10 protein-coding genes are annotated in these 13,942 nt (G+C 68.3%); 8 read left to right on the top strand and 2 right to left on the bottom strand.

Annotated elements, in window-relative coordinates; all coding sequences use genetic code 11:
* Positions 1–74: 74 nt before the first annotated feature.
* The 6 genes from KMW22_RS12590 (at position 75) to galK (ending at position 7,856) form a co-directional block, all read left to right on the top strand.
* On the top strand, positions 75–938 hold the full coding sequence (locus KMW22_RS12590) for a carbohydrate ABC transporter permease (protein ID WP_221090398.1): 864 nt from the start codon (positions 75–77) through the stop codon (positions 936–938).
* Entirely contained in the window at positions 935–1,786 is an 852-nt protein-coding gene (locus tag KMW22_RS12585; RefSeq protein WP_221090397.1) for a carbohydrate ABC transporter permease, read from the top strand. The genes KMW22_RS12590 and KMW22_RS12585 overlap by 4 nt, the downstream gene beginning before the upstream one ends.
* Positions 1,787–2,188: 402 nt before the next feature.
* Complete coding sequence (locus tag KMW22_RS12580) at positions 2,189–4,222, top strand: beta-galactosidase (protein WP_221090396.1); 2,034 nt, start codon at positions 2,189–2,191, stop codon at positions 4,220–4,222.
* Positions 4,215–5,702: a glycoside hydrolase family 36 protein gene (locus KMW22_RS12575; RefSeq protein WP_221090395.1), complete on the top strand. Its 1,488-nt coding sequence runs from the start codon at positions 4,215–4,217 to the stop codon at positions 5,700–5,702. The genes KMW22_RS12580 and KMW22_RS12575 overlap by 8 nt, the downstream gene beginning before the upstream one ends.
* On the top strand, positions 5,695–6,816 hold the full coding sequence (gene galT / locus KMW22_RS12570; protein WP_221090447.1) for a galactose-1-phosphate uridylyltransferase: 1,122 nt from the start codon (positions 5,695–5,697) through the stop codon (positions 6,814–6,816). Before KMW22_RS12575 ends, galT begins: the two co-directional genes overlap by 8 nt.
* Entirely contained in the window at positions 6,813–7,856 is a 1,044-nt protein-coding gene (galK, locus tag KMW22_RS12565) for a galactokinase (protein WP_221090394.1), read from the top strand. Before galT ends, galK begins: the two co-directional genes overlap by 4 nt.
* A 53-nt stretch (positions 7,857–7,909) precedes the next feature.
* Here the strand turns inward: galK and KMW22_RS12560 are convergent, their stop codons facing one another.
* A complete protein-coding gene (locus tag KMW22_RS12560; protein ID WP_221090393.1) occupies positions 7,910–8,110 on the bottom strand; it encodes a hypothetical protein in 201 nt (66 codons plus the stop codon).
* A gap of 244 nt (positions 8,111–8,354) precedes the next feature.
* Between KMW22_RS12560 and pulA the strand changes: the two genes are divergently transcribed.
* Together pulA and KMW22_RS12550 are read left to right on the top strand one after the other, a co-directional pair.
* Positions 8,355–12,065 carry a pullulanase-type alpha-1,6-glucosidase gene (pulA, locus tag KMW22_RS12555; RefSeq protein WP_221090392.1) on the top strand — a complete coding sequence of 1,237 codons (3,711 nt, stop codon included), beginning with the start codon at positions 8,355–8,357 and terminating at the stop codon, positions 12,063–12,065.
* Positions 12,066–12,142: 77 nt separating this feature from the next.
* The gene (locus tag KMW22_RS12550) at positions 12,143–13,093 is read left to right on the top strand and encodes a nucleoside hydrolase (RefSeq protein ID WP_221090391.1); all 951 of its coding nucleotides are present in this window, start codon (positions 12,143–12,145) and stop codon (positions 13,091–13,093) included.
* A gap of 54 nt (positions 13,094–13,147) precedes the next feature.
* Here the strand turns inward: KMW22_RS12550 and KMW22_RS12545 are convergent, their stop codons facing one another.
* On the bottom strand, positions 13,148–13,543 hold the full coding sequence (locus KMW22_RS12545; protein ID WP_221090390.1) for a Mov34/MPN/PAD-1 family protein: 396 nt from the start codon (positions 13,541–13,543) through the stop codon (positions 13,148–13,150).
* Positions 13,544–13,942: the final 399 nt, after the last annotated feature.

Here is a 13,942-nt window from a genome sequence, read left to right as displayed (position 1 = left end):
ACGCGCGCAACGGTCCTGCGCCCCCCGCCTTGAGAGAAGGTGCCTATGACTGATTTTGCTCTGTCGGGAACCCCATGAAACCGCCGCGTGCGGTACCGTGGCTGTTTCTGAGCCCATTTCTGGTGCTGTTTGCCGCCTTTTACGTGGCCCCGGTGCTGTATGCCGGGTACTTGAGCCTGTTTATTAAAAAGCGCGCGGGCTTTGGCCCCGCCAAGGAAGTTTTCGGCGGCCTGACCAATTATGTGCGGGCCTTCCAGGACAGCGAGTTTCTGACCAGCCTGCTGAACATCCTGAAATTCGCGGCCGTGCAGATTCCGCTAATGATCGTGCTGGCCACCGCGCTGGCGCTGGCGCTGGACGCCAGCCGGGGACGCCTGCAGGGCTTTTTCCGCACCGCTTTTTACCTGCCCTATACCATTCCCAGCGTCATTGCGGGGCTGCTGTGGGGCTACCTGTATTCCAGGAACCTCTCGCCGTTTAACCAGATCACCGGGCGCTCGTTCGACTTTCTGGGCAGCGACGTGGTGCTCTGGAGCATTGCCAACATCGTCACCTGGACCTGGACGGGCTACAACATGATCACCCTGTACGCCGCGCTGCAGAACATCCCCAGCGACCTGTACGAGGCCGCGCGCATTGACGGCGCCGACGGCTGGAACCTCACGCGCTTTATCAAGCTGCCGCTGCTCAAGCCCAGCCTGCTGCTGGTGCTGATCTTTTCGATCATCGGCACCATGCAGATTTTCAGCGAGCCCTTCGTGATCCGGCCGCTGGGCTACGTGCCAGACAACATCACGCCGAACACCTACCTCTATCTGGTCGCCACGCGCGACGGCAACTTCAGCTACGCGGCCACGCTGGCCATTCTGCTGGCCGTGTTTACCCTGCTGCTGAGCGCCGTCTTTCTGCGCTTTACCCGCCGGGGAGGTGAGGTGTGAACACCCGTAACCGCTTTACCCCGCTGCAACTGCTGGCCCTCACGCTGTTTGCGGTGTACGCCCTGCTGCCGCTGTGGTGGGTCATCGTGACCATGTTCAAGGACAACGGGCAGCTGTTTTCCACCTTTGGGCTGTGGTTTGCCAGCCCCAGCCACCTTGCCGAGAACATGCAGACACTCCTCACGCGCCAGGACGGGATTTTCCGGCGCTGGCTGCTGAACTCGTTCATCTATGCCGGGGCCACGGCGCTGGGCAGTGTGCTGGTCAGTGCCCTGGCCGGCTACGCCTTTTCGGCCTACGCCTTCCGGGGCAAAGACGCGCTGTTTGCACTGATTCTGGTGACCATCATGGTGCCGGGCACGGCGCTGGTGCTGCCCCTCTTTCTGATGATGCAGAAGCTGGGCCTGCTGAACACCTACTGGGCGGTCATTCTGCCGGGGCTGGTCAACCCATTCGGCCTGTACCTGATGCGGCTGTTCTGGGACGCCGGGTTTCCCAAGGAACTGATGGAAGCCGCGCGCATCGACGGTGCGGGCGAATGGACCATCTTCCAGCGCCTGGGCCTGCCGCTGGTGCAGGGCGGGCTGGTCACGGTGGGGCTGTTCTCGTTCGTGGGGGCCTGGAACAATTTCTTTCTGCCGCTGGTGGCCGTCAGCCGCGACGAACTGTTTCCTCTGACCCTGGGCCTGAGCGTGTGGAACCAGACGAGCAGTTCCAGCGGTCAGGAACCCCTGTACACCGTGATCGTGCTGGGCGCCCTGGTGAGCATTCTGCCCCTGGTGGCCGCGTTCCTGACCCTGGGGCGTTATTGGCAGGGCGGGCTGGCGACCGGTGCGGTCAAGGGGTGATGGCTGCAGGGGAATTGTTGATGGTTGAAAGTTGATGGACAAAACCTCAGCCTCCGCATTTCTTTCTGGGCACCACGTTCAGTTCAGACCTGCCTGACACGATTCACGACCACTGAGTCATCTCCTTGAACGCTTGACGCGCGAGAGAAGACGTACGTGCTGGAGAGATCTTTTTCTCCCTCTCCCCTTGCGGGGGACTGGGACAGCTCTGAAGGAGAGGGCTGGGGACTCGCAGAGCTGCTTGCAGAGGAGGATGGCAGCCTTAGCTCACCTCTGACTGAGACGCCAAAAAGGTGCTTTGCTTCTCAAGCTCTCTCCTCAATCACTCGCATTCAGCGTCTTGTGGATTGAACCTGTCGCCCCCAGCCCCCCTCCCCTCTCTACCCCCAAGGACACCTCTGCATGACTGCCCCTGACTTCCCGTCTCATCTGCTGCTTGGCAGTTGTGACTATCCCGAACACGTGCCCCAGGACCGCTGGGCCCCCTACGCCGCGCAGCAGCGGGCCCTGGGCCTGTCGTACGTGCGCCTGGCCGAATTTGCCTGGAGCCGCATGGAGCCCGCCCCCGGCCAGTACGAGTGGGCCTGGCTGGACGAGGCCATAGAGACCTACGCCGCCGCCGGCCTGAAAATCGTCCTGTGCACGCCCACCGCCACCCCGCCCGCGTGGCTGGTGCGCGCCCACCCGGAGATGCTGGCCGTGGACGCCCAGGGCCGCGTGCGCGAATTTGGCTCGCGGCGGCACTACGATTTCGCCTCGCCGGTGTACCGCGAGCACTCGCGGCGCATCACCCGCGCGCTGGCCGAGCGCTACGGCCGGCACCCCGCCGTGGCCGGCTGGCAGACCGACAACGAATTTGGCTGCCACGCCACCAGCCGCTCGTATGGCGGCGCCAGTGCCGAGCAGTTTCCAGCGTGGCTGCAGGCCAAGTACGGCACCCTGGACGCCCTGAACGACGCCTGGGGCAACGTGTTCTGGAGCATGGAGTACAGCGACTGGGCGCAGATTAAGCCCCCGATCCTGACGGTCACAGAACCCAATCCCGCCCACCTGCTGGACTACGCCCGCTTTGCCTCGGGCCTGATTGCCCAGTTCCAGGCCGAGCAGGTGGCCCTGCTGCGCGAGCTGTCACCGGGCCGTTTCATCACGCACAATTTCATGATTTTCGAGTCCGGCTTTGACCACTACGAGGTGGCGCGCGGCCTGGACTTTGCCAGCTGGGACAACTACCCCACCGGCATGCTGGAATTCTTCGCCCCCCCCGGCGTGAACGAGGCGCTGAAAACCCACTACGCCCGCACCGGGCACCCGGATCTGGTGGGGTTTAACCATGATCTGTATCGGGGGTTGGCGGGGCAGCAGGAGGCGGGAAGCGGGGTGCAGCAACAACCGCCAACCGCTTCCCGCGCCCCGCTTCCCGCGCCCGGTTTCTGGGTCATGGAACAGCAGTGCGGCCCCGTCAACTGGGCCCCGTACAACGCGCAGCCGGCACCCGGGGCCACGGCGCTGTGGACGGCGCAGGCGTGGGCGCACGGGGCCGACGTGGTGAGCTACTTCCGCTGGCGGGCGGCGACGATGGCGCAGGAGGTCATGCATTCGGGGCTGCTGCGGCACGACGAAACGCCCAGCCCGGGGCACGCAGAGGTGGGGGCGCTGGAGCAGGCGCAGTTTCCACTGGGGCCGGTGCCTGCGCGGGTGGCCCTTCTACACGACTACGAGAGCCTGTGGCTGTACGACGCCCAGCCGCACACAGCGGGCCTGAGCTACTGGGGCCAGACGGTGACCTACTACTCGGCGCTGCGGTCGCTGGGGGTGGATGTGGATGTGGTGCACGCCGACGCCGACCTGAACGGCTACGCGGTGGTGGTGGCTCCGGCGGTCACGCTGGTGAGCGCGGAGCGGGCCGGGCGCTGGGCGGCGGCGGTGCAAGCGGGCGCGGCGCTGGTCTGCGGGCCGCGCACGGCCTTTCGCACCCCGGGCGGCGGCACCTGGGCCACCGGACAACCGGGTCCCCTGGCAGAGCTGCTGGGCGCGCGCCTGTCGCTGTACGACTCGCTGCGGCCCGGGCTGACCCAGGGCGTGACGGGGCTGAACAGCACTTTTGAGGCCCACACCTGGGCGGAAAGCTACCGCCCCGTGGGCGCGCAGGTGCTGGCCACCTACGCGGGCGGGCCACTGGACGGCGAAGCCGCCGTGGTTCGCCACGGCACCGCTACTGTCATTGGCGCGCACAGCGAGGCCCTGATCCGCGCGGTGCTGGCTGAGGTGCTGGAGACGGCGGGCGTACCTGTCACCCCGCTGCCGGAGGGCGTGCGCCTCAGCCGCCGGGCGGGGCAGATGCTGGTGCAGAACTGGAACCCCGCGCCTGCCGAGTGGAACGGCCAAACCCTGCCCCCCGTGAGCTTTCAGGTGCTGCCGGAGGCCGACCATGCGTGAATGGATCCTGAACGTGAACCCCGCCGAAGTGCGCGTGCTGGTGAGCGGTTTTCAGTCGTGGAGCGAGGCCGAACTGCGGCCCCTCACGGACAGCCAGGCCGTGCCCCTGATGCGCTGGCGCCACGAACAGGGCCACGACCCCGGCTTTCTGCCCAGCGGTCAGGCGGGCGTGTGGCGCAGCCACACCATGCTGGCGCTGGTGCGCCCGGACGGCAGCGGCTGGGTGGGCATGGCCGGGGAAGCCACCCAGACCTTCATTCAATGGGAGGCGCGCGCGCAGGGCGACCACGTGACCGTCACCTGCACCCTGGAAGGCCCCGACGTTCCCCTGCACTGGGAGGACACCCGGGATGTGATTGCCACCCTCGAAGCGCGCGCCGCCGACCTGGGACAGGCCATGCACGCGCGCACGCCCGCGCCGCTGCGGGTGTGGTGCTCGTGGTACTCGTACTACCGCGCCGTCACCCTGGAGGCCATGCTGGACAACGCCCGCCGGGCCAGGGCGGCGGGACTGCCCTTCGACGTGTTTCAGCTGGACGACGGCTTTCAGGCCGACCTGGGCGACTGGACCGAGCCCAGCGCGCACTTCGGCGGCCACGCCCGCGACCTGCCCGCCCCCCTGCAGGCCCTGGGCTACACCCCGGGCCTGTGGCTGGCGCCGTTTCTGGCCTCGCCCACCTCGCGCCTGTTTGCCGAGCACCCGGACTGGATGCTGCGCGGCGAAGGCGGCCAGCCGCTGCCGGTGGGCCACAACTGGGGCGGGCCGTATTACACCCTGGACACCACTCACCCCGAGGTGCTGGCGTGGCTGCGCGAGCTGGCGGCCACCGCGCGCGGCTGGGGCTACACCTACCTGAAGCTGGATTTCCTGTACGGCGCGGCGCTGCCCGGCGTGCGGCACGACCCCAGGGTGGGGCGCGCGCAGGCCTACCGCATGGGGCTGCAGGCCCTGCGCGACGGTGCCGGCCCGGACGCCTTCCTGCTGGGCTGCGGCGCCCCACTGGCCCAGAGCATTGGCCTGGTGGACGCCATGCGTACCGGCCCCGACGTGGCGCCCTTCTGGGACGAGGAGTCGCGCCGCGTGTGGCTGGGCGACGCCACCGGCCCCAGCGCCCGCAACGCGCTGCACACGGCGCTGTCGCGCTGGTACCAGCACCCCTGGTATCAGCCCGACCCGGACGTGGCGATCTGCCGCCGCGAACTCAGCCTGCTGGGCCACGACGAGCGGGAAGCCGTGGCCGGGATGCTGGACGTGGTGGGCGGCCTGCGCGCCAGCAGCGATCCCATTGAGCTGCTGGACGACGCGGGGCTGGCCCTGCTGCGCCGCTGCCTCGACGTGAGCACGCCGGACCGCCCGGTCACGCTTTCTCAGAGTTTTGGTGGGGCCACCACTCATTTTTCGCGCGGCACCTTTAACCTAACCGACACCACGGCGGCTGGGGTGCGGCCACACTCGTACCGTGAAGGCTCACATGGCTGACCCCATTCCGTCCCCCACGGCCCTGTACGCCGCCGATTTCACCAAGCCCGATGGCCGCGCGCTAACACTGTATGGCCTGCGCCCGGTGAGGGTCACGGCCGCGATTCCCAGCCCCAGCCCGGAGCCGGTGGACGCGCGGCCGGTCCTGCGCTGGCACCCCCTGCGCGGCGAGTGGGTGATGTACGCTGCCCACCGCCTGAACCGCACCTTTCTGCCGCCGCCCGAATACAACCCGCTGGCCCCCACCACCGACCCTGAGCATCCGACCGAGCTGCCCACCGGCGAGTACGACATCGCGGTGTTTGACAACCGCTTTCCCAGCCTCAGCCTGGGGGCACCGGACCCCGAAGGCGGCCCGGCGCAGACCCGCGCGGGGGTGGGCGCGTGCGAGGTCGTGGTGTTCAGCCAGGACGCCCGGGGCCGCTTGGCCGATCTGAGTGAAGCGCAGCTGGACCTGCTGCTCTCGGTGTGGGCGGACCGCACCACGCGCCTGGGCGCCACCGGGCGCATCCAGAGCGTGCTGTGCTTTGAAAACCGGGGCGTGGAGGTGGGGGTCACCCTGCACCACCCGCACGGGCAGATCTACGCCTACGACCATCTCCCGCCTGTGCAGGCGCGCATGCTGGCGCAGGCCGAGGCCTACCACGCCGAGCACGGCCGCCCCTGGCTGGCCGACTTTGTGGCCCAGGAGCGGGAGAGCCGCGAGCGGGTGGTGCTGGACGGCGGCGCGGCCCTGAGCGTGGTGCCGCCCTTTGCGCGCTATTCCTTTGAAACCTGGATTGTGCCCGTGCGGCCCGTGAGCCTGCTGGCCGACCTCACGGCCCCCGAGCGCGCGGCCTTCGCGCGGGTGCTCAAAGACACCCTGCTGCGGCTGGACGGCCTGTTCGGGGTGCGCATGCCCTACCTGCTCACCGTGCATCAGGCGCCGCTGGATGGGCCGCATCCAGCCTTTCCACTGCACATCGAACTGTACCCGTACCTGCGCGCGCCGGGCCGCATGAAGTATCTGGCCGGCACCGAGCAGGGCGCGGGTGAATTTGCCAACGACAAATTTCCCGAAACCGCCGCCGCCGAACTGCGCGCGGTGAACCCCGACGCTGGAGCCGCCCTATGACCACTTTTGAGGCCACCTTTGGCCAGCCCCCCGAGCTGAGCGCCCAGGCGCCGGGCCGGGTGAACCTGCTGGGCGAACATACCGATTACCAGGGGGGCTTCGTGCTGCCCACCGCCATTCCACAGGTCACCACGGTGACCGTGGGGCGCAACGGGACCGCCGAGCACCATGTGTACGCCGCCGACCTGGACCAGCACGCCACGTTCCCGGTGGGCGAGAACGCCCAGGCGCCGTTTGCCCGCTACGTGGCCGGGGCCCTGGCGCTGGGCGGCGCCAGCGGCGGGCTGAACGTGCATGTCACGTCCAACGTGCCGATGGGCGCGGGGCTCAGCAGCAGCGCGGCGCTGGAGGTGGCGGTGCTGCGCGCCCTGCGCCTGCTGGGCGACCTGACGGCCGACGACGAACGCATTGCCCTGATCGCCCAGCGCGTGGAACACGATTACGTGGGCGTGCAGTGCGGGATCATGGACCAGATGGCCAGCAGCGTGGCCGACGAACACACCCTGCTGCTGCTGGACACCCGCAGCTTGGAGCGCCGCACCCTGCCCCTGCCCGCCGGCACGCAGGTGCTGGTGCTGGACAGCGGCGTGCCGCGCCAGCTGGCCGAAAGCGGCTACAACGAACGCCGCGCGCAGGTGGAAGAAGCCGCCCGCCTGCTGGGCGTGCCCCAGCTGCGCGACGTGACGGATGTGGCGGCGCTGGACGCCCTGCCCTCGCCGCTGCGTGAGCGGGCCCGCCACGTGGTCACCGAAAATGCCCGTGTGCTGGCCGCTGTGGAAGATGGGGTGGATGAGGTGCGCTTTGGCACCCTGATGAACGCCAGCCACGCCAGCCTGCGCGACGACTACGCGGTGAGCCACCCCCGCGTGGACGAACTGGTGGCGGCCCTGCAGGGCCATCCGCGCGTGTACGGCGCCCGCATGACCGGCGCGGGTTTTGGCGGCGCCGTGGTGGCCCTGGTGCGCGACGGCCACGCCGGGGCGGTGGCTCAGGCGGTGCTGGCCGACTATGGCCCGCAGGGCCGGCAAGTGGTGCCGTAAGCCGTCAGGCAGCGGGGCCGGGCAGACACACGCCCGGCCCCGCTTTTTTCTGTTTAACCGTCGTTCGTCCGGTCGTTGTCCGGGTCCTTCTGGCGGTTGGGCTCGCCGTGTTCTACCCCAATATCGTGGGTGCCAGGGCTGTCCTGCCGCACGCCGCTGATGTGGTGCGGCACGTGGCGCAGGCTCTCGGCGTCGCTGTGGCTGTGGTGCTCCTCGGGGCGGGTTGTGCTTTCGTCGCTGCGGCGTCCAGTCATGGGGGCAGGGTAGGCGCGCGCGAACAGGGGCAGGTGTGGGGGGCCTTAAGGGCAGACTGCCCTTTGGGCTTCGGCCATTCCTGGGCGCCTGGCGGTGACACTTTGCCCTCGGTCTCAACGAAATCCGCACGCGCTCCACCCTCCTGCGCCTCAGAGGGCCCCAGGCTCAGAGACGGCCCCTCGCCTTTCTTGATTAGGCTCCATAGGCTGACCTGCTCTTTGGAACCGCTACAATTCTCTCAACATGAAAAAAATGGCGACCCTGCTAACGGTCGCGCTGGCTGCTATGGCAGCGGCGCAAAGTGCCCTGCCGGCCAACACAGCGCGCGTACATTACCAGCGTGCAGACGGCAACTATGCCGGCTGGGGCCTGCATGTGTGGGAAGACACCACGGCCACGGTGGAATGGGCCAAACCCCTGGCCCAGAGCGGCAAGGACGACTGGGGCGCGTACTACGACATTCCCCTGAAGCCGGGCGCGCAGAAAGTGGGCTTTATCGTCCACAAGGGCGACGACAAGGACCCCGGCGCTGATTTGTGGTTTGACCTGAGCAAGGGCCGCGAGCTGTTCCTGAAATCTGGCAGCACGAATGTGGCCTATGCCAAGGGCGCCGCGCTGAATGTAGACGCCACAAAGCAGCCTGTGGCGCAGGCGGCGCCTGCTACACCCGCTGCGCCAGCCGCGCCGGCGAACACAGCGGCCTCTGGAAGCACTCCCATTCCCCAGAATGTGCTGCGCGTGCGCTACGTGCGCCCCGACGGCAAGTACGACGGCTGGGGCCTGCATGTATGGGAAGACACCACGGCCACGGTGGAATGGGCCAAGCCGCTGCCCCCCACAGGTGTGGACGCCGGCGGTGCCTACTGGGATGTGCCGCTGAAAGCCGGCGCTGCAAAGGTGGGCTTCATCGTGCACAAGGGCGACGAGAAGGACCCCGGTGCCGACATGTTTGCCGACCTGACCAAGGGGCGCGAAGTCACGGTGACCAGCGGGAAGGCCGAATTCGCCTATGGCGCGCCCGCCGCCCTGAGTGACCCGCCCGTGCCCGCCGGCTTTGCCCGGATCAATTACTTCCGCCCGGACGGCAAGTACGAGGGCTGGGGCCTGCACGCCTGGGAAGACACCACGGCGCAGGTGGAGTGGACCAAGCCGCTGGCCCAGACGGGTACCAACTCGTTTGGCGTGTACTGGGACGTGCCCATGAAAACAGACTGGAAGAAGCTCAACTTCATTGTGCACAAGGGTGACGAAAAGGACCCCGGCCCCGACATGACCCTGGCCGCTGAACAGGGCAATCAGGCCTGGGTGGTCAGCGGCAAAACCCAGGTGTACACCACCCGCCCCGACACCTCGGTGCGCCAGGTGGGCGACCTGATGCGGGCGCAGGCGATCATGCTGTCGCGCGACCTGATTGCCGTGAAGCCAGAACTGGTGCAGCCCGGCGCCTTCCTGACCCTGCACGCCGCCAAGAACGCCGGCCTGAAGCTGACAGCAGCGGGTGTGGACGGCGGCGACAGCCTGACCCTGGAACCCGTGGACGGCGGCCTGAGCGCGGCCCAGAAGGCCAAAGCGCCGTATCTGGCGAACTACGCCCTGCTGCGCGTGCGGGCCGAGGACCGCGCCCGCATCTCCGAGGCCCTGCGCGGACAACTGGCCGTGTCCAGCGTGCTGCCCGACGGCACCGTGCTGGACGCCACGGGCGTGCAGACCGCCTGGGCGCTGGACGACCTGTACACCTACAACGGCCCGCTGGGCGTGACGTGGCAGGGCAACGTGCCCACCGTGCGCCTGTGGGCCCCCACGGCACAGGACGTGAAACTGCGCCTAAGTACCAGCGGATCGAGCGCCGAAACGGTCGTGCCCATGACGCGCGACGCGCAGGGCGTGTGGACGGCCAAGGGGGCGGCCGGCTGGAAGGGCGGCACCTACCGCTACGAGGTCAAGGTCTTTGCCCCCAGCACCGGCAAGATCGAAACGAACCTCGTGACTGACCCCTACTCGGTGGCCCTGACGCGCAACAGCACCCGCAGCGTCATGGTGGACCTGAACGACGCCGCCCAGAAGCCCCAGGGCTGGGACGCGCTGAAAAAGCCCGCGCTGCGCAGCGCCTCGGACCTCAGCTTTTACGAACTGCACCTGCGCGACTTCAGCGCCGCCGACGCCAGCGTGCCGGCGGCCCAGCGCGGCACCTACCTCGCCTTTACCCAGGCGGGCAGCAACGGCAACAAGCACCTGAAAGCCCTGGCCGACGCGGGCCTGAAGGCCGTGCACCTGCTGCCCACCTTCGACATTGCCACCATCAACGAGGACAAGGGCCAGTGGAAGACCCCCGGCGACCTCAGCAAGTTCGCGCCCAACAGCGACGAGCAGCAGAAGGCCATTGGCGCTGTGAAGGACCAGGACGCCTACAACTGGGGCTACGACCCCTACCACTACATGGTCCCCGAAGGCAGCTACGCCGTGAACCCGGACCAGCGCACGCTGGAATACCGCCGCATGGTGGCGGCCCTGAACGGCATGGGCCTGCGCGTGGTGCAGGACGTGGTGTTCAACCACACGGCGTCCAGTGGACAGGCAGAGCGGTCGGTGCTGGACAAGATCGTGCCCGGGTACTACCATCGCCTGAACGCCAATGGCGCGGTGGAGAACTCGACCTGCTGCTCGAACACCGCCACCGAACACGCCATGATGCGCAAACTGATGGTGGACACCCTGGTGCTGATGGCCCGGGCCTACAAGGTGGACGGCTTCCGCTTCGACCTGATGGGGCACCACATGGTGGCCGACATGCAGGCCGCCCGCGCCGCGCTGGACGCCCTGACGGTGCAAAAAGACGGCGTGGATGGCAAGAGCATCTACCTGTACGGCGAGGGCTGGGACTTTGGCGAGGTGGCCAGCAACGCCCGGGGCAAGAACGCCACGCAACTCAACCTGTACGGCCTGGGGATTGGCACCTTCAATGACCGCCTGCGCGACGCGGTGCGCGGCGGCAACCCCTTCGGCGGCCTGCAGGAACAGGGCTTTGCCACGGGCGCGTTCGTGCTGCCCAACGGCCTGCCCGTGAATGCCGATAAGAATAAGGCGCTGGCCCTGGCCGATCTGGTCCGCATTGGCCTGACTGGCAACCTGCGCGACTACCGCTTCACGAACGCGGCGGGCCAGACCGTGACGGGCGCCGACCTGAAGTACGGCTCGGCCCCCGCTGGCTACGCCGCCAGCCCGCGCGAGGCCATCACCTATGTCAGCGCGCACGACAACCAGACCATCTATGACGCGGTGCTGCTCAAGGCGCCCGCCAATGCCACCCCGGCGCAGCGCACCCGCATGCAGAACCTCGCGCACAGCGTGGTGCTGCTGGGCCAGGGCCTGCCCTTCTCGTATGCCGGCGACGAGATTCTGCGCTCCAAGAGCTTTGACACCGACAGCTACAACAGCGGCGACTGGTTCAACACCCTGGACTACACCCGCGCCAGCAACGGCTTTGGCAAGGGCCTGCCGCCCGCCGAGAAGAACAGCGGCAACTGGGATCTGTACCGCCCGCTGCTGGCCAACGCGGCCCTGAAGCCGGGCACGGCCGAGATCACCCGCGCCTTTGACCACTACCGCGAGATGCTGCGCGTGCGCTACTCCAGCAGCCTCTTCCGCATGGAAACGGGCGCGCAGGTGCAGCAGAGCCTGACCTTCCTGAACGTGGGCCCGAACCAGACCCCCGGCGTGATCGCCATGAAACTCAGCGGCGCCGTGAACGCGACCAACCCCTACCGCAACGTCGTGGTGGTGTTCAACGCCAGCGGCCAGAGCGTCACCCTGAGCGACGCGGCGCTGGCTGGCCTGAACCTGAGCCTGCACCCGGTCCTGGCCACCAGCACCGACGCAACGGTGAAGACCAGCAAGGCCAGCGGTAACAGTGTGACGGTTCCGGCGCTGACCACAGCGGTGTTTGTCGGCAAGTAAACAACCTGAGCGGCAATTCTGAAGAAGGGGACTGGCCCGTGAGGGGCCAGCCCTCTTCTTTCGTTATGCTGCCCCGCATGACCCGCGCTCCCCTGCCCGTGATTCTCGACGGCGACCCTGGCCTGGACGACGCTGTGGCTTGGCTGCTGGCGCTGGCCAGCCCCGAAGACGCCGAGGTGCTGGGCGTGACCACCGTACACGGCAACGTGGGCCTGAACCTGACCACCCACAACGCGGGCGTGGTGCTGGCGCTGGCCGGCGAGGCAGGTGCTGACGTGCGTGTGTACCCCGGCGCCGACCGGCCGCTGGTGGTGCCGGCCGTCAGCGCCGCCGCTGTCCACGGCGACAGCGGCCTGCCGGCCGACGACCTGCCCCCGCCCACCCGCGCCCCCGAGGCCGAGCACGCTGCCCTGTTCATCATCCGCACCGTGCGTGAGCGCCCCGGCGAGGTGACCCTGGTGCCCACCGGCCCGCTGACCAACGTGGCCCTGGCCCTGCGGCTGGCCCCGGACATCGCGCCCCTGATCCGCGAGATCGTCTGGATGGGCGGTTCCTCGGCACAGGGCAACCGCACCCCCGCTGCCGAATTCAACGCCCTGGCCGACCCCCACGCGGCGCAGATCGTCTTTCAGGCCGGCGTGCCGCTGAAGATGGTGGGTCTGAACGCCACCATGGGGTGCATTGCCACGCCAGACCGCGTGGCCGCGCTGCGGGCGCTGGGCAACCGCGCCGGGGCGGTGTGCGCCGAACTCCTGACCTTTTACGCCGGGGTGTACCAGCGCCGCTACGGTATGAACGGCGGCGCGCTGCACGACCCGCTGGCGGTGGCGGCGGCCCTGCGCCCAGAACTGCTGGACTGGCAACCCATGAACGTGCAGGTCGAAACCCAGGCGGGCCTGAACCTCGGCCGAACCATGTGCGACCTGTACGGCGTGACAGACGAGCCCGCCAATGCCCAGGTGGCCATGGGCGTGCGCGATGAAGCGTTTTTCGGCTGGCTGCTGGAGCGGATTGGGCGGCTGGGATAGGGAGGCGGGCAGCGGTGCGCGGTCGGCAGAAAGCGGCTCCCCGCGCACCGCTGCCTACTCCTCCACCCCCACCTCTTCCCCACCCGGCAACAGGTAGGCCCGCAGCGTGCCGGTGCTGAGATCCGCAATCAGGTAGGGCACCGGGTAGGCCGCCAGCGCCTGATCGGTGGCGCTGGGCCCGGCCGGACCGCGCGGGTGGCTGTGGTACAGGGCCACAAGGTCCAGCCCCTCGGCCTGCATGGCCCGCCACGCCCGCAGCAGGTGGCCGGGATCAGCCAGATACGCGCGCTCCGGCGCCGGGTCAATGTTGGGCAGCGGATACAGCGTCTGCGCCGCCCAGGTCTCCCCCTCCTGCCGTCCTCCCAGCACCCCCACACACTCACGCGGCGCCTCCGCGCGGGCATGCCGCCACACCTCACGGCGCAGCACCTCCGGCAGCAGCAAGCGCATACCCCGCATTATGCCCCCCAGCACGGAAGAAATAGACGGGGCCAGAAGGCCCACCCCCATCCCGCATTTGCTTTGGTCTGTTCAAAAGTAGAACCTTCTGGCACGCATCAAGCCTTCTTGCCCCCGTACCGCCCAGGTCCAGACGAGGCCGTCGTGCGCGAAGCGCGCGGGCCCTTGCGATGGGGCGGAGGATGGCGTCGAGGCCGGACACGTCATCAAGGAGAGCAACCCAGTCAACGTCAGTAGAAACTCTTGCCCAGCGCAGCGCCGCTCCCCCCTGCCCCTCTGCTACGCAGCTCTGCGAGTCTGGGGTAGGGGGGCTGGGGGGGTGGGGCCACCCACGAAGCGCCACCTCACAACCCAACCCACCCGAAACACCGTCCTGGCCGCCAAGCACAC

The organism is Deinococcus aquaedulcis, assembly GCF_019693445.1.
Taxonomy (GTDB): domain Bacteria; phylum Deinococcota; class Deinococci; order Deinococcales; family Deinococcaceae; genus Deinococcus; species Deinococcus aquaedulcis.
Note: the sequence above shows the minus strand (reverse complement) of the source record. Positions and strands in the feature narration are given on the sequence as shown.